General features: G+C 73.0%; 21 protein-coding genes. 1 reads left to right on the forward strand and 20 read right to left on the reverse strand.

Annotation, left to right across the window (positions count from 1 at the left end; translation table 11 throughout):
* Positions 1-3: 3 nt before the first annotated feature.
* Positions 4-501, forward strand: a complete 498-nt coding sequence (locus EKG83_RS39155) for a YqaA family protein (RefSeq protein WP_033432676.1) — start codon at positions 4-6, stop codon at positions 499-501.
* Here EKG83_RS39155 and EKG83_RS39160 read toward each other — a convergent pair.
* The 20 genes from EKG83_RS39160 to rimP form a co-directional block, all read right to left on the reverse strand.
* Positions 449-826, reverse strand: coding sequence for a hypothetical protein (locus EKG83_RS39160; RefSeq protein ID WP_153278718.1), 378 nt, complete (start codon positions 824-826; stop codon positions 449-451). The two genes, EKG83_RS39155 and EKG83_RS39160, sit on opposite strands and share 53 nt — an antisense overlap.
* 241 nt (positions 827-1,067) lie before the next feature.
* Positions 1,068-1,523, reverse strand: a complete 456-nt coding sequence (locus EKG83_RS39165) for a tetratricopeptide repeat protein (protein WP_033432678.1) — start codon at positions 1,521-1,523, stop codon at positions 1,068-1,070.
* Positions 1,524-1,533: 10 nt separating this feature from the next.
* Positions 1,534-2,325, reverse strand: a complete 792-nt coding sequence (dapB, locus tag EKG83_RS39170) for a 4-hydroxy-tetrahydrodipicolinate reductase (RefSeq protein WP_033432679.1) — start codon at positions 2,323-2,325, stop codon at positions 1,534-1,536.
* Positions 2,322-3,731, reverse strand: a complete 1,410-nt coding sequence (locus EKG83_RS39175; RefSeq protein WP_033432680.1) for a M16 family metallopeptidase — start codon at positions 3,729-3,731, stop codon at positions 2,322-2,324. The genes dapB and EKG83_RS39175 overlap by 4 nt, the downstream gene beginning before the upstream one ends.
* On the reverse strand, positions 3,728-5,977 hold the full coding sequence (locus EKG83_RS39180; protein WP_033432681.1) for a polyribonucleotide nucleotidyltransferase: 2,250 nt from the start codon (positions 5,975-5,977) through the stop codon (positions 3,728-3,730). The genes EKG83_RS39175 and EKG83_RS39180 overlap by 4 nt, the downstream gene beginning before the upstream one ends.
* Before the next feature lie 226 nt (positions 5,978-6,203).
* Positions 6,204-6,473 (reverse strand): 30S ribosomal protein S15, encoded by a 270-nt coding sequence (rpsO, locus tag EKG83_RS39185; protein ID WP_033432682.1) that lies wholly within the window; start codon positions 6,471-6,473, stop codon positions 6,204-6,206.
* Positions 6,474-6,597: 124 nt separating this feature from the next.
* Positions 6,598-7,071 (reverse strand): 2'-5' RNA ligase family protein, encoded by a 474-nt coding sequence (locus EKG83_RS39190; protein ID WP_033432683.1) that lies wholly within the window; start codon positions 7,069-7,071, stop codon positions 6,598-6,600.
* 17 nt (positions 7,072-7,088) lie between these two features.
* Complete coding sequence (locus tag EKG83_RS39195; protein ID WP_033432684.1) at positions 7,089-7,568, reverse strand: helix-turn-helix domain-containing protein; 480 nt, start codon at positions 7,566-7,568, stop codon at positions 7,089-7,091.
* 91 nt (positions 7,569-7,659) lie between these two features.
* A complete protein-coding gene (locus EKG83_RS39200) occupies positions 7,660-8,601 on the reverse strand; it encodes a bifunctional riboflavin kinase/FAD synthetase (RefSeq protein WP_051766299.1) in 942 nt (313 codons plus the stop codon).
* A gap of 10 nt (positions 8,602-8,611) precedes the next feature.
* The gene (locus EKG83_RS39205) at positions 8,612-8,980 is read right to left on the reverse strand and encodes a hypothetical protein (protein WP_153278719.1); all 369 of its coding nucleotides are present in this window, start codon (positions 8,978-8,980) and stop codon (positions 8,612-8,614) included.
* A gap of 167 nt (positions 8,981-9,147) precedes the next feature.
* Positions 9,148-10,050, reverse strand: coding sequence for a tRNA pseudouridine(55) synthase TruB (gene truB / locus EKG83_RS39210; protein WP_084716726.1), 903 nt, complete (start codon positions 10,048-10,050; stop codon positions 9,148-9,150).
* Positions 10,051-10,061: 11 nt separating this feature from the next.
* Complete coding sequence (locus tag EKG83_RS39215) at positions 10,062-11,384, reverse strand: MFS transporter (protein WP_033432688.1); 1,323 nt, start codon at positions 11,382-11,384, stop codon at positions 10,062-10,064.
* Between the two features lie 83 nt (positions 11,385-11,467).
* Complete coding sequence (locus EKG83_RS39220) at positions 11,468-12,772, reverse strand: MATE family efflux transporter (protein ID WP_033432689.1); 1,305 nt, start codon at positions 12,770-12,772, stop codon at positions 11,468-11,470.
* 192 nt (positions 12,773-12,964) lie between these two features.
* Positions 12,965-13,972: a DHH family phosphoesterase gene (locus EKG83_RS39225; protein WP_228122380.1), complete on the reverse strand. Its 1,008-nt coding sequence runs from the start codon at positions 13,970-13,972 to the stop codon at positions 12,965-12,967.
* A 10-nt stretch (positions 13,973-13,982) separates the two neighbouring features.
* Positions 13,983-14,432, reverse strand: coding sequence for a 30S ribosome-binding factor RbfA (rbfA, locus tag EKG83_RS39230; protein WP_033432690.1), 450 nt, complete (start codon positions 14,430-14,432; stop codon positions 13,983-13,985).
* A gap of 18 nt (positions 14,433-14,450) precedes the next feature.
* Positions 14,451-14,747 carry a DUF503 domain-containing protein gene (locus tag EKG83_RS39235; RefSeq protein WP_033432691.1) on the reverse strand — a complete coding sequence of 99 codons (297 nt, stop codon included), beginning with the start codon at positions 14,745-14,747 and terminating at the stop codon, positions 14,451-14,453.
* A 93-nt stretch (positions 14,748-14,840) separates the two neighbouring features.
* Positions 14,841-17,906, reverse strand: coding sequence for a translation initiation factor IF-2 (infB, locus tag EKG83_RS39240; protein WP_033432692.1), 3,066 nt, complete (start codon positions 17,904-17,906; stop codon positions 14,841-14,843).
* Between the two features lie 89 nt (positions 17,907-17,995).
* A complete protein-coding gene (locus EKG83_RS39245; protein ID WP_248782405.1) occupies positions 17,996-18,265 on the reverse strand; it encodes a YlxR family protein in 270 nt (89 codons plus the stop codon).
* Positions 18,266-18,362: 97 nt separating this feature from the next.
* Entirely contained in the window at positions 18,363-19,385 is a 1,023-nt protein-coding gene (gene nusA, locus EKG83_RS39250) for a transcription termination factor NusA (protein ID WP_033432694.1), read from the reverse strand.
* A complete protein-coding gene (gene rimP, locus EKG83_RS39255) occupies positions 19,382-19,906 on the reverse strand; it encodes a ribosome maturation factor RimP (protein ID WP_033432695.1) in 525 nt (174 codons plus the stop codon). The genes nusA and rimP overlap by 4 nt, the downstream gene beginning before the upstream one ends.
* Between the last annotated feature and the right edge of the window lie 116 nt (positions 19,907-20,022).

The following is a 20,022-nucleotide window of genomic DNA, read 5'->3' on the forward strand; positions in this document are numbered from 1 at the left end:
CGGGTGCTTGGGTGGCTGTGCCTGACCTTCGGCGTCGCGTTCGGCTCGTCGCTGGTCCCGTTGATCAGCATCGAGTTATTCGTCATCGGCCTGGTGACGCAGCAGCCGCACCTGTCGTGGTGGTGGGTCGGGCTCGCCGTCGCCGTGGGCCAGATGCTGGGGAAGCTGTTCTACTTCCTGGCCGCGCGCGGCTCGCTGCACCTGCCCGCGTTCCTGCGGCGCGCGGAGAAGCCGAAGAAGTCCTCGCCGTGGCGGCTGAGGTGGCGGGCGCGGATGGAGCGGGTGCGCGACCGCTGCCACCGGCACCCGCACTGGATGCTCGGCACGCACGCGGTCAGCTCGGTGGTCGGGCTGCCGCCGTTCATGTTCACCACCGTGCTGGCGGGGCTGGCGGGCATGTCGTCGTGGCTGTTCATGTCCACCGGCGTGGTCGGCCGGTTCGCCCGGTTCAGCGTGCTCGCTGCGTCACCCGCCGCGGTCGCGGGGTGGTGGGTGCACTGACCTCGCGCCGGTGGCGCACCAGGCGCTGCTCGGGCGGGGTCAGCCCGTAGTGGTCGTGGAACTCGGCCTGCTCGTCCTCGGACAGCTCCGGCCCGCCGACGCGCGGCGCGTCCTCGACCTCGCGCCGGTCGACGGGCACCACGAGCCCGCGGTCGCGGACCTGGGCGCCCCGGATGGGCACGAGGGTGGTGCCGCGCGGGCCGCGGACCGAGGCCCACAGGGGACGACCGCCGGCCAGCCACAGCTCCGCCACGGTGCCGATCGGCAGGCCGTGCCGGTCCAGCACGTCGCGGTCGTAGAGGTGGTCCACCGCTGATCGATCCATGCCCTCGCGTCTACCCGACGCGCGGGTGATCTCACGCCGAACCACACGTTCGTGTGACGTGGCTGGTCCGTTCAGGCAGCGGTCGCGGCCGCGCCCAGCGCGGTGAGGACGACGAGCAGGGCCACGAGCAGCCGGAGGTTCAGACAAGTCTTGACCACGGCCTCCACGATACGAAGACTCGCCGCAAGATCAAAGGCGAAAGCCCTTTGATGCCGAATGAATCGTGTCTCACCCGACTGGCTCACACCTGATTCGTCGGCTCCTGGAAGAGCGTGATGGCCTTGCGCATGGTCTCCCGGGCCCGTCCCCGGTCACCCGCCAGGTCGTACGCCTGGGCCAGCGCGAACCACGCCCGCCAGTCGCCCGGCCGGTCCTCCACCTCGGCCCGCCGGCGCTCGAACCACTCGTCCGCGGCCTCCCGGTCCACCCGGCCGGACGGGCGGCGCGGCAGCCCGGAGGTGTCGGGCAGGGCGCCCTCCTCCGCGAGCCGCCGCGCCATCCGCTCCGTGGTGAAGCCGAAGCGCAGGTTCGTCCACGCGATCCAGGCGCCGATCACCGGCAGCAGCAGCACGCCCGCGCCGAGCCCGATCCCGACCGGGTCGCCGGTGCCCAGCAGCACCACCGCCCGGCCGCCGAGCAGCACGAAGTACACCACCAGCGCGGCGGTGACCAGGAACGCGGCGGAACGGGTCCTCATCGGGAGCGGCTCACAGGTCCATGTACTTGTCGAGCCCCACGGACAGCCCCGGGTGCTTCGCGATCGACCGCACGGCCAGCAGCACGCCCGGCATGAACGACTTGCGGTCCAGCGAGTCGTGCCGCAGCGTCAGCGTCTCGCCCTCCGTGCCGAACACGACCTCCTGGTGCGCGATCAGCCCGGCCACGCGCAGCGAGTGCACCCGCACGTCGCCCACCAGCGTGCCGCGCGCGCCGGGCGCCTCCTGCGTCGTCGCGTCCGGCATCGGGCCGAGCCCCGCCGCCTCCCGCGCCTGCGAGATCAGCCGGGCGGTGTGCGCGGCCGTGCCCGACGGCGCGTCGACCTTGCGCGGGTGGTGCAGCTCGACCACCTCGACCGAGTCGTAGTACCGCGCGGCCAGCTCGGCGAACCGCATGGACAGCACCGCGCCGATGGCGAAGTTCGGCGCCACCAGCACGCCCAGCTCCGGCTTCGGCTCCAGCCACTCGGCGATCGTGCCCAGCCTGCGGGCGTCGAACCCGGAGGTGCCCACCACCGCGTGGATGTCGTTGTCCACGCAGAACCGGATGTTGTCCATCACCACGTCGGGGTTGGTGAAGTCGACCACGACCTCGGCGCCCGCGTCGGCCAGGTTGAACAGCCAGTCACCCGCGTCGACCATCGCCACGACTTCCAGGTCCGGCGCGGCCTCGACCGCCCGGACCACCTCCGCGCCCATCCGGCCGCGCGCGCCGATGACGCCCACGCGGAGGGGTTCGGCCGAGGACCCGCTCGCGGGGTCGAGCGAAGGCTGAGTAGTCAAGAGATCACCTCGTGCACCTGGGACGGCAGATCGTCGGCGTGAGCGTAAGGGCCGACCACGGCGGCGGCGACGGGGCGTCGCAGCAGGTCCCGCGCCAGCGCCGCGACCTCGTCGGCGGAGACCGCGTCGATGCGCGCCAGGGTCTGCGCCACCGACAGGTGGTCGCCGTAGTTCAGCTCGCCCTTGCCGATGCGCGACATGCGCGAGCTGGTGTCCTCCAGGCCCAGCACGAGCCCGCCGCGCAACTGCCCCTTGCCCCGGGCCACCTCGGCGTCGGACAGGCCGTCGCGGGCCACCGTGGACAGCACGTCCCGCACCACGCCCGCCACGTCGCCCAGCCGGTCGGGCTGGCAGCCCGCGTAGACCGACAGCGTGCCGGCGTCCGCGTACAGGCCCACCGACGAGTACACCTGGTAGGCCAGGCCGCGCCGCTCCCGCACCTCCTGGAACAGCCGGGAGCTCATCCCGCCGCCCAGCGCGGCGTTGAGCACGTTCAGCGCGAACCGGCGCTCGTCGTGCCGGTCCAGCGCCCGCACGCCCAGCATCAGGTGCGCCTGCTCGGTGTCGTCGGGGTGCAGCACGAGCTTGCGCGCCGACGGGATGCGGGCCCGGCCCACGCGCGGCGCGACGGGCGTGCCCACCCGGTCCAGCCGGTCGCCGAGCCGCTTGCGCACCAGGCGCAGCACCTGCGCGTGGTCCACGTTGCCCGCCACCGCGAGCACCATCCGCGGCAGCGTGTAGCGCCGCTTGTAGAAGTTGAACAGCGCGTCGCGCCGCATGTCCCCGATGGACTGCTCGGTGCCCAGCACCGGGCGGCCCAGCGCGTGCTCGCCCATCAGGGCGTCGAGGAACGCGTCGTGCAGCAGGTCCTCGGGGTCGTCGTCGCGCATGGCGATCTCTTCGAGCACCACGCCGCGCTCGGTCTCGAAGTCGCGCGGCTCGCACAGCGCCTCGAACACCACGTCGCACACCAGGTCCACGGCCAGCGGCAGGTCCTCGTCCAGGACGTGCGCGTAGTAGCAGGTGTGCTCCTTGGCGGTGAACGCGTTCAGCTCGCCGCCGACCGCGTCGATCTCCTCCGCGATCGCCGCCGCCGTGCGGTTGGCCGTGCCCTTGAACAGCAGGTGCTCCAGGTAGTGCGCGGCACCGGCGACGTCCGGCCGCTCGTCGCGCGAGCCGACCTGCACCCACAGGCCCACCGAGGCCGACCGCACGCCCGGCACCCGCTCGGTGATCACGCGCAGCCCCGACGGCAGCAGCGTGCGGCGCACGGCCACGCCGTCGTCGCCGCGCTCCAGGTTCACCGTGGTGCCGGGCTTCTGGAGATGGCCGGGTGCCCGGCGCGGAAGCGGACGGCCGCGGGTGCCCTGGGCACCCGCGGCCGTCCCGTTGACGCTCGTGGTCACTCGGCCGAAGCCTCCGCCGGAGCGGCGTCCTGGGCCGGGTTGTCGGCCTGGGCCTCGTCCGCCTTGGGCGCGTCGGCGTCCTCGTTGACCAGCACGAGGCTGATCTTGCCGCGCTGGTCGATGTCCGCGATCTCCACGCGGAGCTTGTCGCCGACCTTGACGACGTCCTCGACCTTGCCGATGCGCTTGCCGTTGCCCAGCTTGGAGATGTGGATCAGGCCGTCCTTGCCCGGCAGCAGGGACACGAACGCGCCGAACGCCGCGGTCTTGACCACGGTGCCCAGGAAGCGCTCGCCCACCTTCGGCAGCTGCGGGTTGGCGATGGCGTTGATCATGCCGATCGCGGCCTCGGCGGACGGGCCGTCGGCCGCGCCCACGTAGATCGTGCCGTCGTCCTCGATGGAGATGTCGGCGCCGGTCTGCTCGGTGATCGAGTTGATCATCTTGCCCTTGGGGCCGATGACCTCGCCGATCTTGTCGGTCGGGATCTTCACCGAGGTCACGCGCGGCGCGAACGGGCTCATCTCGTCCGGGCGGTCGATGGCCTCGGCCATGACCTCCAGGATGGTCAGGCGCGCGTCGCGGGCCTGGTTCAGGGCGCCCGCCAGCACGTCGGACGGGATGCCGTCCAGCTTGGTGTCGAGCTGGAGCGCGGTCACGAACTCCTTGGTGCCGGCGACCTTGAAGTCCATGTCGCCGAACGCGTCCTCGGCACCGAGGATGTCGGTCAGCGCCACGTACTCGGTCTTGCCGTCGACCTCGTCGGAGACCAGGCCCATGGCGATGCCCGACACCGGCGCCTTCAGCGGCACGCCCGCGTTGAGCAGCGACATCGTGGACGCGCAGACCGAGCCCATCGAGGTCGAGCCGTTCGAGCCCAGCGCCTCGGAGACCTGGCGGATCGCGTACGGGAACTCCTCGCGCTTGGGCAGCACGGGCACCAGGGCCCGCTCGGCCAGCGCGCCGTGGCCGATCTCGCGGCGCTTGGGCGAGCCCACGCGGCCGGTCTCACCGGTGGAGAACGGCGGGAAGTTGTAGTGGTGCAGGTAGCGCTTGTGCGTCTCCGGCGACAGCGAGTCGATCTGCTGCTCCATGCGCAGCATGTTCAGCGTGGTGACGCCCAGGATCTGGGTCTCGCCGCGCTCGAACAGCGCCGAGCCGTGCGCCCGCGGGATCAGCTCGACCTCGGCGGACAGCGAGCGGATCTCGGTCAGGCCGCGGCCGTCGATGCGCACCTTGTCGCGCAGGATGCGCTGGCGGACCAGCTTCTTGGTCAGCGAGCGGAACGCGGCGCCGACCTCCTTCTCCCGGCCCTCGAACTGCTCGGCCAGCTTCTCCAGCACCGACGCCTTGACCTCGTCGATGCGGTTCTCGCGCTCCTGCTTGCCCGCGATGGTCAGCGCCTGGGCCAGCTCGCCCGACGCGGCCTGCTCGACGGCCTCGTAGGCGTCGGGCTGGTAGGCCGGGTAGGTCGGGAACTCGCCGGTCGCCTTGGCGGCCACCCGCGCGAGCTGCGCCTGCGCGTCGCACAGGGCCTTGATGAACGGCTTGGCCGCCTCCAGGCCCGCCGCGACGACCTCCTCGGTGGGCGCCTGCGCGCCCTCGCCGACCAGGTCGATCACGTGCTCGGTGGCCTCGGCCTCGACCATCATGATCGCGACGTCGTCACCGACCACGCGGCCGGCCACGACCATGTCGAACACGGCCTTGCCGAGCTGCTCGTGGGTCGGGAACGCCACCCACTGGCCCTCGATCAGCGCCACCCGGACGCCGCCGATCGGGCCGGAGAACGGCAGGCCGGCCAGCTGCGTGGACGCGGACGCGGCGTTGATCGCCACCACGTCGTACAGGTCGGCCGGGTTCAGGCTCATCACCGTGATGACGACCTGGATCTCGTTGCGCAGGCCGTCCACGAAGGACGGGCGCAGCGGCCGGTCGATCAGGCGGCAGGTCAGGATCGCGTCGGTCGACGGGCGACCCTCGCGGCGGAAGAACGAGCCGGGGATGCGGCCCGCGGCGTACATGCGCTCCTCGACGTCCACCGTGAGGGGGAAGAAGTCGAAGTGCTCCTTGGGCTGCTTCGAGGCCGTGGTGGCCGACAGCAGCATGGTGTCGTCGTCCAGGTAGGCGACGACGCTGCCCGCGGCCTGGCGGGCCAGCCGGCCCGTCTCGAAGCGGATGGTGCGGGTGCCGAACCGACCGTTGTCGATCACGGCTGAAGTCTCGTGGACCTCGATGTCCGTCATGTGCGGAACTCCTCGTCAATGCATGCGGGCCGCAGCGCGCTCGGGCGCGGGGTCGCGGTTCGGACGAGGCCGGTCTTCGATCGAAGTCCCCTGGTCTTCCCGCCAGGGGGCCACTACCGAGGACCGGCGAACTGTCGTCCCGTGCGCCGCGCGTGCGTCCCTACGTGTTGTGTTTGCTTAAGCCGCGGGGGGAGTGATCGTCGTGATCACTCCCCCCGGGCACGTCTCACCTGCGCAGGCCGAGGCGACCGATCAGGTCGCGGTAGCGCTGGATGTCCACCTTCTGCAGGTAGTTGAGCAGCCGGCGGCGACGACCCACCAGCAGCAGCAGACCACGGCGCGAGTGGTGGTCGTGCTTGTGCTTCTTCAGGTGCTCGGTCAGGTCGGCGATGCGCTTGCTCAGCAGCGCGACCTGGGCCTCGGCGGAGCCGGTGTCCGTGTCGTGGACGCCGTACTCGGCGAGGATGGTCTTCTTCTGCTCGGTGGTCAGTGCCACGTTCCCGCTACTCCTAGTTTCCGTTTTCGGTTCCGTGTGGCCCCGCCTGCACGGGGTAGTCGGTACCGGCCGCCACGGACCGCAGCCGAACCCAAATGTCGAGGTTACCAGCAGTGGCCGACGACTACCCGTTTGGCGTGCTCAAGGGCACGCGGTCGAGCACGGTGTAACCCGCGGGCGGGCCGCTGCGGACCAGCGCGACCTCGGTGGCGGTCCACTCCCGACCGGTGAAGGCGGGCAGCGGCAGCTCGTCGTCGCGGCGGCGGGCGCGGGCGACGGTGAGGTGGGGGTGCCAGTCCACCACCCGGGCGGCTTCGCCCAGCTCGGCCAGCGGGCCCTCCACGCCGATCCAGAGGACCTGCCGGAAGTGGCCGCTGCCGGCGAGCCGGAGGGTGGGTGCGGGCACGCCGGCCAGGTCGGCGAGGTGCGCGGCGTGGTGCGCGTCGGGGTCGACCGGGCCGAAGAAGCGGACGGTGACGTGCCAGCGGGCGGGGTCGGCCCAGCGCAGCCGGGGGTGGGCCCGGCGCAGCGGGTCCAGCGCCCCGTCCAGCTCGGCCACCGCCTCGGGGGGCGGGAAGAGGGCGGTGAAGAGGTTCACGCGGCCGGTCCCGGGCTTCAGCGTTCCTTCGCGGCCCGGCGCAGCAGCTCGGCCAGCGACGGGAAGTCCTCGCCCAGCACGTCGGCCGCCTGCGACAGCTCCCGGCGGTCGGCCACGCTGCGCAGCAGCGGGAACACCATGGCCTCGGCGTCGGCGGCCGCGACCGGCAGCGAGTCGCGGCTCACCGTGGGCTTGGACTCGCGCACCTCGTCCAGCGCGCGCTGGAGCGCCTCCGGCGCCCCGGTGGCCACGTCGGGGGTGAGGACCTTGCGCTCCAGCATGATCATCCGGGCCAGCACGGACGGGTTGCCGATCTTGGCGCGCCGCCCGCTCATCACCTGGCTCAGCATCGGCGCGCTGATCCCCAGCACGTCGGCGAGCTGGGCCTGGGACACGTTGAACGCGACCACCAACCGGCGCACGCGGTCACCCAGGGGTTCCCCGTACCACTCGCGCTGGAGCGCGAGGTTGCGCTGGACGATCTTGTGGTCCTCCACCGGCGCCCTTCCCTGGTCCGCTCTACGTGTGAGGCATCTTGCCAGGTCGCGTGGCCGGGCAAGAGCGGTTCCACTCACGTGGCCCACGGCGTCACGCGGGGTCCGGCGCGTCGAGCAGTTCCCGGGTCTCGGCCACGTCGCGGTGCATCTGCTCCAGCAGCGCCTCGACCGTGTCGAACTTCTCCATGCCGCGCAGCCGCCGCACGAAGTCCAGCGCCACCCGCTGGCCGTAGAAGTCCTCGTCCACGTCGAGCACGTACGCCTCGACGCGCCGCTCCCGGCCGGAGAAGGTGGGGTTCGTGCCCACGCTCACCGCGGCCCGGCGGCGGCGGCCGGCGCCGTCGACGAACCAGCACGCGTACACGCCGTCCGCGGGCACGGCGGCGAAGCGGGTGGTGGACAGGTTGGCGGTGGGGAAGCCCAGGTCCTTGCCGCGGCCGTCGCCGCGGACCACGATGCCCTCCAGGCGGTGCGGTCGGCCCAGCGCCTGGGCCGCGGTGGCCACGTCGCCGGCGTCGATGCACGCCCGGATGTAGGTGGACGAGTACGTCACGCCGTCGTCGGTCACCAGGTCCGCCCCCTCGGTCACGAAGCCGAAGCGCGTGCCCAGCTCGCGCAGCAGCCCCACGTTGCCCGCGGCCCGGTGGCCGAAGGTGAAGTTCTCCCCCACCACCACGGCGGCCGCGTGCAACCGGTCGACCAGCACCTCGTGGGCGAACTCGTCGGCGGGCATGCGGGACAGCTCGGGGGTGAAGGGGATGACGCAGAAGACGTCCACGCCCAGGCCCTCGACCAGTTCGGCGCGGCGGTGCAGGCTCGTCAGCTGGGCCGGGTGGCTGCCCGGTCGGACCACCTCGGACGGGTGGGGGTCGAAGGTGATCAGCACGCTGGGCACCCGCTTGTCGGCCGCCAGGGCGACCGCCCGGGCGATCAGCGCCTGGTGCCCGCGGTGCACCCCGTCGAACACGCCGATGGTCACGACGCAGCGGCCCCAGCCGCCCGGAAGGTGGTCCAGCCCTCGCCAGCGTTGCACGCGCGCAAGCCTAAGGGTTGGGGTTGACGTCCCGTCCCGCCTGGTAGACGGTGCCGCCGTCGCGGGCGACCGCGTTCTGGTTGATCGTGGTCGGCGAGTGGATGGTCACCGAGTCGAGGTTGCCCGCCTGCACGACGCCGCCGTGCACGGTGCCGCTGACGCTGTTGTGCACGGAGGGCTGCGGGCGGACCTCGGGTGCCGCCGCCGGGCCGGCCGCGGCCGGCTGCACGCGCATGCCCACGACCACGCCCAGCGCGGTCAGCACGACGACCGCCACCCAGGCCCACGCGTTGGTGGCCAGATCCGTGGCCAGGTTGATCACCACGCCGGTGGTCGACGCCACCACACCGGCCGCGGCCGGCCAGACCCATCTCGCCATGCCCCCACGGTAGGCCCACCAGCCGGGTGCCCGTACCCCCAACGGGTCAATCCCCCGCCCTCGGGCGTCCCCTCCCGCGCGAGTCGAACCCCCAGCCCCCTCGTGTCGAACCTTCGGGACCCCCGAGTTCGACGTTCGGGGGTCCGACGTCCGGGGTAGGGCGCCGGTCAGCCGGCGGGCGTGAGCACGACCAGCGGCTTGGCGATCGGGCCCTCGTCCTTGGCCAGCGCGACCACGTGCCCGTCCGGCCCGAACACCCCGTAGGTCCCGTCCAGCCCGCCCGCGGCCAGGCGCTGCCCGTGCGAGAGGGCCACCGCCTCGCGCGGCGCGATCTCCCGCCGGGGGAACGCCATCGCCACGGCCGCGTCCAGGTCCAGCGACAGCCCCGGCTCCTCCTCCAGCCGCGCCAGCGTCCGGGCCACCCGCAGGTCGAACGGCCCGACCCGGGTGCGCCGCAGGTTCGCCAGGTGCCCGCCGACCCCCAGGTCGGCGCCCAGGTCGCGGGCCAGCGCCCGGACGTAGGTCCCGGACGAGCACTCGATCATCACGTCCAGCTCGGTCGCGCCCTCCTCGCGCCGGATCGACAGCACGTCGAACCGGTGCACGGTCACCGGGCGCGGCGGCAGCTCCACGACCTCGCCGCTGCGCACCCGCGCGTAGGCCCGCTTGCCGTCGACCTTCACCGCGCTCACCGAGCTGGGCACCTGCTGGATCGGCCCGGTCAGCCTGGCGACACCGGCGCGGATCGCCTCCTCCGGCACGTCCGAGGCGTCGGCCGTGGAGACCACCTCGCCCTCGGCGTCGTCGGTGGTGGTGCTCGCGCCGAGGCGGATGGTCGACAGGTACGCCTTGCTGTCCAGCGCCAGGTGGCCCAGCAGCTTGGTGGCGCGCTCGATGCCCAGCACCAGCACGCCGGTGGCCATCGGGTCGAGCGTGCCCGCGTGCCCGACCTTCCGGGTGCCGAGGATGCGGCGGACCCTGGCCACCACGTCGTGGGAGGTCATGCCGTCGGGTTTGTCGACGACGACGAGGCCGGGCGGAACGGGGGGACGAGAAGATGCTGCGGACACGACCGAGCATCTTAGGCGTCGGCCAACACGTCCCAGCGACGGCGACGGACCTCCACCGGCACGACCTCGCCGCGCTCCAGCGCCGCCAGCACCACGCCGCGCGCCCGCAGCCACCACACCACCGTGCGCCACACCCCCAGCAGCAGCACCGCGGCCACCGACAGGAACGCGACCCGGTACGCCTGCGGCGCGCTCAGCGCGGGTTCCACCAGGTCCAGCAGCACGCCGACGACCAGCGCGGTGAACGTGATCGCGGCGAACCCGCCGACGTTGGCCACGCCCGTGGCCGTGCTGACGCGGTGCAGCGGGTGGTAGTCGCGCACGATCGCGAACGCCACGCCGGACACCGGGTTGCCGATCGCCAGCACCGCGAACAGCGCGTACAGCACCGGCGCCGGCAGCACGCCGCCCGGCCAGCCCAGCAGCACCGCCCAGCAGACCACGGCCACGGCCAGGTAGGCGCCGACGATCGGCATGCGCCACACCGGGTACCGCCCGATCACCGCGCCCATCACCGGCCCGGCGACCACGGCCACCAGGACCAGCGTGCTCAGCACCGCCGACGCGGCCGGCCGCGACATGCCCTGCGCCTCGACCAGGTACGGGAAGCCCCACAGCAGGCTCAGCAGCGCGGGGGTGAACATGGTGGTGAAGTGCACCCAGAAGCCCAGGCGCGTGCTCGGCTGCCGCCAGGCCGCGACGACCTTCGCGCCCACCGCGCGCAGCGGCACGGGTTCGGACACCGGCTGCGGCACGCCGTCGGGCACGTCGCGCACCCGCCACGTGACCACGGCCGAGTACGCGGCGGTCGCGCCGCCCGCGATGAGGAACGTGGCGGTCCAGCCCGCGTTCTGCAGCAGCAGCGTCAGCGGCACCGTGGCCACGAGGTTGCCCGCGCCGCCGAGCGCGGCCGACAGGGTCATCACCACGGTGTAGCGGCGGGGCGGGAAGTGGGCGGCGGCCAGGCGCAGCACGCTGACCCACGTCATGGCGTCGCCGACGCCCAGCACCGCGCGGGCGGCCAGGCCCAGCGGGTAGGAGTCGGCGAGCGCGAAGAGGGCCTGGCCGGTGCCCATGAGCAGCGCGGCGGCGGTGAGCACGCGGCGCGGGCCGAAGCGGTCGACCAGCAGGCCGGTCGGGACCTGCATCAGGGCGTACAGGCCGATCTGGAGGACGGTGAACGTGCCGAGCGCGGCCGGTCCGACGGAGAAGCGGTCGCCGGCCTCCAGGCTGGCCACGCCCAGCGAGGTCCGGTGGAACAGGGCTGCCACGTAGACGATGACGGCGGTGGACCAGATCAGCCACGCTCGCTTGGTGGCGCGATCGACCGGCAAGGCGGCGCTCCTCGACTCGGTGCGGCGGCACTTCCAGTATCGAGAAACAGTTGCCTATTGTTAACGATTCCCGGTCGTGCCGCTCACCACACCGCGCCGACCCGCGCCCACTCCCCCGACCTGGTGCGCAGCAGGACCAGCACCAGCCTCAGCAGCATGAACGCCGTCAGCCCGCTCCAGATCCCGACCAAGCCCCACCCGAGCGCGTAGGACGCCCAGGTCAGCGGCAGGAAGCCGAACGCGGCAGCCGCCAGCGTCGCGGTGCGCAGGAACTTCGCGTCACCCGCGCCGAGCAGCACGCCGTCCAGCGCGAACACCACCCCGGCGACCGGTTGCAGCGCGACGAAGAACCACCAGGCGTGCGGCACCTCGTCCAGCACGGCCCGGTCGCTCGTGAACACCAGCGGCAGCGGCCCGGACAGCGCGGCGAACACCACGCCGAGGACGACGCCGAACACCAGGCCGTAGCCGGTGACCTGCCAGGCGAACCGCCGCGCCTGCTCGCGCCGCCCGGCGCCCAGGGCCGCGCCGACGATCGACTGGGCGGCGATGGCCAGCGAGTCGAGCACGAGCGCCAGGAACGTCCACAGCTGCAAGACCACCTGGTGCGCCCCGACCGCGCCGACGGACGTCCTGGCCGCCACCGACGCGGCGGACAGGAAGCACGCCTGGAACGCCAGGCTGCGCAGCACCAGGTCGCGGCCCAGGCCGAGCTGGGCGCGCATCAGGCCCGGGTGCGGCCGCAGGTCGGCCCCCTCGGCCCGCAGCGCCCGGATGAACAACCCGGCCGACAGCACCTGCGCCACCACGTTGGCGACCGCCGAGCCCTCCAGCCCCCAGTCGGCGACGTGCACCAGCACCGGGCACAGCACGGCCGAGATGCCGTTGCCGACCAGCACGTACCGCAGTGGCCTCGCGGTGTCCTGCACCCCGCGCATCCACCCGTTGCCGGCCATGGTGACCAGCACGAACGGTGCGCCGAACAGGGCGATCCGCAGCCAGTCCACGGCGTTGTCGGCGACCTCGCCAGGTCCCGCCAGCAACCGCGCGGCCGGTGCCGCCAGCACCTGCCCCAGCACCACCACGAGCGCGCCGACCGCCAGCGCGAGCCAGGTCGCCTGCACGCCCTCCCCGACCGCCTCGGTCCGCCGCCCGGCCCCGAACAGGCGGGCCGCCCGCGCCGTGGTGCCGTACGACAGGAACGTCAGCTGCGTGGCGACCTGCGTGAACAGCACGCCGCCCAACGCCAGCCCGGCCAGCGCCAACGCCCCGTAGTGCCCGACCACCGCCGTGTCCACCAACACGTACAACGGCTCGGCCGCCAACACCACCAACGCCGGCGCGGCCAACCCGACCACCCGCCGAGCCGGCACCCGCTCCTCCACCAACCCACCCCCCGAAACCGCGCGAGTCGAACCTCCAGGCCCACCGTGTCGAACACTCCGGACCCCCGAGTTCAACATTCGGGGCAACCGGCAGGTCCCGGCCAATCCAAGCACCTCTCACATTCGGGACCTGAACGTAGAACTCGGGGGTCCCGAAGGTTCGACACGAGGGGTCGGAGTGTTCGACTCGCGCGGTTAGGGGGTGGTGGTGCGGGTCAGGGCGGTGCGGAGGTCGGCCAGGACCCGGTCGGCCGGGCCGGTGGCGGTGAAGCCGGCGGCCAGGCGGTGGCCGCCGCCGCCGAGGAGCTGGGCCACCTCGCGGACGTCGACGCGCGAGACCGCGCGCAGGGACACCGACCAGTGGGACGGGCGCAGCTCCTTCAGCACGGCCGCCACCTCGGCCTCGGACGCGGTGCGCACCAGGTCGACCACGCTCTCGACCTCCTCGGGCCGCAGGCCGGCGGCGTCCTCCAGCGTCACCACCGCGTGCACCAGGCCCAGGCCGCCCGCGGCGTCGCGCTCCAGGCACGCCCGGCCCAGCACCTTGGCCAGCATGCCGAGGTACCCGAACGGGTGAGAGTCCATCAGGGGGCGGCTGACCGCCTCGGCGTCCACCCCGGCCGCCAGCAGCCGGGCGGCCACCTCGTGCGTGGACGACGACGCGTGCCGGAACGAGCGGGTGTCGGTGACCAGGCCCGCGTAGATGCACCTGGCCACCGGCTCGTCCAGCTCGACGCCCAGTTCGTCCAGCAGCCGCAGCACGACGACCGCGGTCGCCTCGGCCTCGTCGTCCACCACGTTCACGTGCCCGAACCGCGGGTTCGACACGTGGTGGTCCAGCACCACGACCACCCCGGCGGTGGACACCCGGTCGGCCAACGGCCCCAGCCGCCCGACACTGCCCGTGTCCAGGGCCACCAGCACCGGCGGCGCGGCGGGCACCTCGGCGGCGGGCACCAGCAGCCCGGCCACGTCCAGGTCGCGCAGCGTCTCCGGCACCTCGTCGGGCGCCCCGAACGACACCCGCACCGCGACCCCGCGCCGGTGCAGCACCAGGCCGAGGGCCAGGGCGCTGCCCAGCGCGTCCGCGTCGGGGTTCACGTGCGCGAGCAGGGTGACGTCGGTGGCGTCGGACAGGACCCTGGCCGCCTCGGCGATATCGGCGGTCAGGTCGACAACAGGTGCGCGATGCTCGTTGGACACGACGGGAACGCTAGTCCGCGTCCTCGGCCTCGCGCGGTGGCTTGTACGGGTCGGGTTCGCCGGCGGGTTCGGCACCCGAGGCGATGCGCGCCACCTCGGCGTCCGCCTCCCGCGCCCGCGCCAGCAGCTCGTCCATCCGCCGCGCCTCGTCGGGCACGGTGTCGGTGACGAACGACAGCGTCGGCGTGAACCGGACCCCGGTCTGCTGGCCGACCATGGTGCGCAGCACGCCCTTGGCCTTCTCCAGCGCCGCCGCGGCACCCGCGAAGTCCGGTTCGGCGTCCAGCTTCTCGCCGAGGACGGTGTAGTAGACCGTCGCGTCGTGCAGGTCACCGGTCACGCGCGTGTCGGTGATCGTGACGCGGGCCAGCCGCGGGTCCTTCACCTCGTGCTCCAGGGCGGAGGCCACGATCTGCGAGATCCGCTTGGCCAGCTTGCGAGCCCGTGCCTGGTCGGCCACGGCGCTCCCCTCCTCTTCCTACTCGTCCTCCGGCCCGACCAGCCTGTGGCGGGCGGAGAGCAGCTCCAGTTCGGGGCGTCCGGCCACAAGTCGCTCGCAGGCGACCAGGACGTCCCTGACATGCTCGGCGTCCGCCGCGACGGCCGCCACTCCGATCAACGCGCGGCGATGGAGGTCCAGGTGGCCGGCCTCGGCGACGGACACCTCGAACTTGCGCCGCAGCTCCGCCACGACCGGCTTCACCACGGACCGCTTCTGCTTCAACGAGTGGACGTCACCGAGCAGCACGTCCAGCTCAAGGGCACCGACGAACAAGGTTGATGATCACCCGGGGTGCTCAGGGGCAGCGGGGGGCCGCCCCGGGGACGAACCCCGGGGCGGCCCCGCCACCAACCGACGTGGAGACGGTCAGGCGCGCGGCTTCTCGCGCATCTCGAACGTCTCGATGACGTCGCCGACCTTGAGGTCGGCGTAGTTGCCGAGCGTCAGACCGCACTCGAAGCCCTCGCGGACCTCGGTCGCGTCGTCCTTGAACCTCTTCAGCGAGCTGATCGGCAGGTTCTCCTGGACGACGTTGTTGTCGCGCAGCAGGCGGGCCCGCGCGTTGCGGCGGATCTCGCCCGACAGCACCATGCAACCCGCGATCGTGCCGACCTTGGAGGACTTGAAGACCTCGCGGATCTCCGCGCGGCCCAGCTGGACCTCTTCGTACTCCGGCTTGAGCATGCCCTTGAGGGCCTGCTCGATCTCGTCGATCGCCTGGTAGATCACCGTGTAGTAGCGGACGTCCACGCCCTCGCGGTTCGCCAGCTCCGTCGCCTTGCCCTCGGCCCGGACGTTGAAGCCCAGGACGATCGCGTTGCCGGCGACGGCGAGGTTGATGTCGCCCTCGGTGATGCCACCCACGCCGCGGTGGATGACCCGCAGCTCGACCTCGTCGCCCACCTCGATCTTCATCAGGGCGTCTTCCAGGGCCTCGACGGTACCCGAGTTGTCACCCTTGATGATCAGCGTGAGCTGGCTGGTCTCCTTCAGCGCGGCGTCCAGGTCCTCCAGGCTGACGCGCTTGCGGCGGGCGGCGTTGAGCGCGTTGCGGGCGCGGGCCTGGCGGCGCTCGGCGATCTGCCGGGCCACCCGGTCCTCCTCCACCACCAGGAACGTGTCGCCCGCGCCCGGCACCGAGGTCAGACCGATGACCTGGACCGGACGGGACGGGTACGCCTCGGTGACGTCCACGCCGTGCTCGTCCACCATGCGGCGGACGCGGCCGTACGCGGCGCCGGCGACGATCGAGTCGCCGACCCGCAGCGTGCCGCGCTGCACCAGCACCGTGGCGACCGGACCACGACCGCGGTCCAGGTGCGCCTCGATCGCGACGCCCTGCGCCTCCATCTCCGGGTTGGCCCGGAGGTCGAGCGAGGCGTCGGCGGTCAGCAGGATCGCCTCCAGCAGGCCGTCGATGTTGATGCCCTGCTTCGCCGAGATGTCCACGAACATGGTGTCGCCGCCGTACTCCTCGGCGACCAGCCCGTACTCGGTGAGCTGCTGGCGGATCTTGGCGGGGTTGGCCCCCTCCTTGTCGATCTTGTTGACCGCGACCACGATCGGCGCGTCGGCCGCCTGGGCGTGGTTGATCGCCTCCACCGTCTGCGGCATGACGCCGTCGTCGGCCGCCACCACGATGACCGCGATGTCGGTCGAGTTCGCACCGCGGGCTCGCATGGCGGTGAACGCCTCGTGACCCGGGGTGTCGATGAAGGTGATCAGGCGCTCGTTGCCCTCCAGCTCCGTCGTCACCTGGTAGGCGCCGATGTGCTGGGTGATGCCGCCGGCCTCGCCCTCCGCGACCTTCGCCTTGCGGATGGTGTCCAGCAGGCGCGTCTTGCCGTGGTCGACGTGACCCATGACGGTGACGACCGGCGGGCGGACCTGGAGGTCCTCCTCGCCACCGGCGTCGTCGCCGTAGGTGATGTCGAACGCGTCGAGCAGCTCGCGGTCCTCCTCCTCGGGGGACACGACCTGCACGTTGTAGTTCATCTCGGAGCCGAGCAGCTCCAGGATCTCGTCGGACACCGACTGCGTCGCGGTGACCATCTCGCCGAGGTGGAACAGCACCTGCACCAGCGAGGCCGGGTTGGCGTTGATCTTGTCGGCGAAGTCGGTCAGCGAGGCACCCCGCGGCAGGCGGATCGTCTCGCCGCTGCCCTTGGGCAGGCGGACGCCACCGACCGAAGGCGCCTGCATGTTGTCCATGTACTCCTGGCGCTTCTGCCGCTTCGACTTGCGGCCGCGGCGCGCGGGACCACCGGGGCGGCCGAAGGCGCCCGCGGCACCACCGCGGCCACCGGGGCCACCGCCACCGGGACGACCGCGGAAACCGCCGCCGCCACCACCGGCCGGGGCACCGCCGCCACCGCCACCGGGGCGGAAGCCGCCGCCACCGCCACCGCCGCCGCCACCGGGGCCGCCGCGGAAGCCACCGCCACCGCCGCCACCACCGGGACCGCCGCGGAAGCCGCCGCCACCGCCACCGGGACGACCGCCGCCGCCACCGGGACCGCGACCACCGCCACCGGGGCCGCCGCCGGGACGACCACCACCGCCACCGGGGCGGGGACCGGCCGGGCGACCGGGCATCATGCCCGGGTTCGGCCGCGGCGGCATGTTGCCCGGGTTCGGGCGCGGGCCGCCGGAACCGGCGGAGCCGCCCGGACGGGGACCGGCCGGACGCGGGTCACCGGGCTTGGGCGAGCTGGGGCGCTCGCCGCCGCCACCCGGCGCCTGCGGGCGCGGGCCCTGCGGACGGGGCGCGGGCGCGCCACCGCCGACGCCGAACGGGTTGTTGCCCGGGCGCGGCGGCCGGGGGCCCTGCGGCTTGGGGGCCTGGGGCCTCGGCGGCACCACGGACGGGTTGTTCTGCGCGGCCTGCGGCTGCGGGCGCGGGCCGGGGCGCGGACCGCCCGGCTTGGGCGCCTGCGGGGCCCTGGGGGCCTGGGCCGCGGGCTGCTGCTGCTGGGCGGCGGGCTGCCGCTCGGCGGGCTGCTGGGTCGGCGCCGGGGCCGGGGCGGGCGCCGGGGCGGCCGCCTGCGGCTGGGGTGCCGGCGCGGGCGCCGGGGTCTGGGTCACCGGCGGCTTCGGGGCCTGCGGCTTCGGGCCGGGCACGGGGCGCGGACCGGGTCGCGGACCGGGGCCGGGCACGCCGGGGCGCGGGGCCTCGGCGCGGGGCTCCGCGGTGCGGTTCTGGGCCGCGGGGGCCGGGGCCTGCGGCTTCGGGGGCGCCGGGCGGGCGCCGGACGACTTGGGCTTCGACTCGCCCTTGGCGTACGCGTCGCGCAGCCGACGGGCCACCGGGGCCTCGACGGTGCTGGACGCCGACTTCACGTACTCGCCCTGGTCGGCGAGCTTGGTGAGTAGTTCCTTGCTCGTGACTCCGAGCTCCTTGGCGAGCTCGTGCACGCGGGCCTTGCCTGCCACTGCACTCCTCTGGCGATGGAGGCCGGCGGGCAGTCCCCGTCGACCTCGTCTTATCGTCGCGCGTTCATGTCTTCAGCTTCACGGCTGACTCATGACGGGTCGACCTGCTTCCTTGCTTCCTGTCGGTCGCGGGGCGTTCCCGCGACCTGCTTCGACTGCTGCTCGACGTGACCGCGCACACCCTCCACGTCGAGCGGTCCCCCGATCCGGAAGGCCCGCGGGAACGCCCGTCGCTTCTCGGCGTTGCGGAGGCAGTCCGGGTCGGGGTGCAGCCAGGCACCCCTGCCGGGCAACCTGCGGCGTGTGTCCGGGATCACGACCCCGTCCACGACCACCATGCGCAGCAGCTCGGAGGGCAACGTCCGAGCGCGGCACCCTACGCACGTACGAACTGGGCCGATGTGCTCTGGATCCGATCCCCGACGTTGAACCACTGATAAGTCTATCCCCTACCGCTTATTCAGCCGAACCGGATGTCGCCGCGCCCGCCGGGGCGGAACCGCCGGCGTCCGCGTCGGACCGGATGTCGATGCGCCAACCGGTCAGCCGAGCGGCCAACCGGGCGTTCTGCCCCTCCTTGCCGATGGCGAGGGAGAGCTGGAAGTCCGGCACGACCACGCGGGCCGTCTTGGCGCGCTCGTCGAGCACCCTGACAGAGACAACCTTCGCAGGCGAGAGGGCATTCCCGACGAACGTGGCCGGGTCGTCCGAGTGGTCGATGATGTCGATCTTCTCGCCCGCCAGCTCGCTCATCACGTTGCGCACCCGGGCGCCCATCGGGCCGATGCAGGCGCCCTTGGCGTTGACCCCGGGCACCGTCGAGCGGACCGCGATCTTCGAGCGGTGACCTGCCTCACGTGCCACCGCGGGGATCTCCACGGTGCCGTCGGCGATCTCCGGGACCTCCAGCGCGAACAGCTTGCGGACCAGGTTCGGGTGGGTGCGCGAGAGGGTGATCTGGGGGCCGCGCGCGCCGCGTGAGACGCCCACCACGTAGCACTTGATGCGCGAGCCGTGGTCGTACGCCTCGCCGGGCACCTGCTCGGCCGGCGGCAGGACGCCCTCGGTGTCGCCGAGCTGGACGACGACCATGCCGCGGGCGTTGGCGCGGGCGTCGCGCTGCACCACGCCGCCGATGATCTCGCCCTCCTTGGCGGAGAACTCGCCGAAGGTGCGCTCGTGCTCGGCGTCGCGCAGGCGCTGGAGGATCACCTGGCGGGCGGTGGTCGCGGCGATGCGGCCGAAGCCCTCGGGCGTGTCGTCCCACTCCTCGGCGACCGTGCCGTCGGTGTTCAGCTCCTGCGCCAGCACCCGGACCACGCCCGTCTTGCGGTCGATCTCGACGCGCGAGTGCGGGTGGTGGCCGTCGGTGTGCTTGTAGGCGGTGAGCAGGGCGGTCTCGATGGCTTCGAGCACCGTGTCGAAGGGGATGTCCTTGTCCCGTTCGATCGCCCTGAGAGCGGCGATGTCGACGTTCACTCCGACTCCTCCTCCGAGTGCTTGCCGTCGAGGAGGGCCAACTCCTCGACCGGCGGCTGCTTGAACTCCACTTCCACCACGGCGCGCTCGACGTCCGCGTACTCGACGCGGCGCAGCTCGCCCTTGACCAGCAGCACGACCCCGGTGTCGTCGGCGTCGCCCACCCGGCCGAACCACTCCACCTGATCGGGTTGCTTGACCTTGACCAGGCGCAGCCGGTTGCGCTTCCAGTGGCGCGGCCTGGTGAGGGGGCGCTCCGCGCCGGGGGAGGTGACCTCCAGCGTGTACGGGCCGGCCATCAGGTGGTCGTGCTCGTCGAGGGCGGTGGACACGGCACGGGTGACGCGCGCCACGTCGTCCAGGCCGATCCCGTCGTCGCCGTCGACGACGGCCTTGACGTGGCGGCGACGCCCAGCCTGGTTCACGTCGAGGGACTCCAGGTCGTAGCCGGTGGACTCGACCGCCTCCCGCACGACGGGCGTCAGCTGCGCGGCGAGCTCTCCGCGCGGCGGGCTGGACACGTGGTGACTCCTGTTCGTGGTGTTTCGCGGTGTGCAGCGGGCACGGCGACCCCGGTCGACGCTGCACTCGCCGGCCGTGGTCGCCCAGACTATCTCGTCCGGCGGGGTGCGCACGT

It is taken from the genome of Saccharothrix syringae (assembly GCF_009498035.1).
Classification (GTDB): Bacteria; Actinomycetota; Actinomycetes; order Mycobacteriales; family Pseudonocardiaceae; genus Actinosynnema; species Actinosynnema syringae.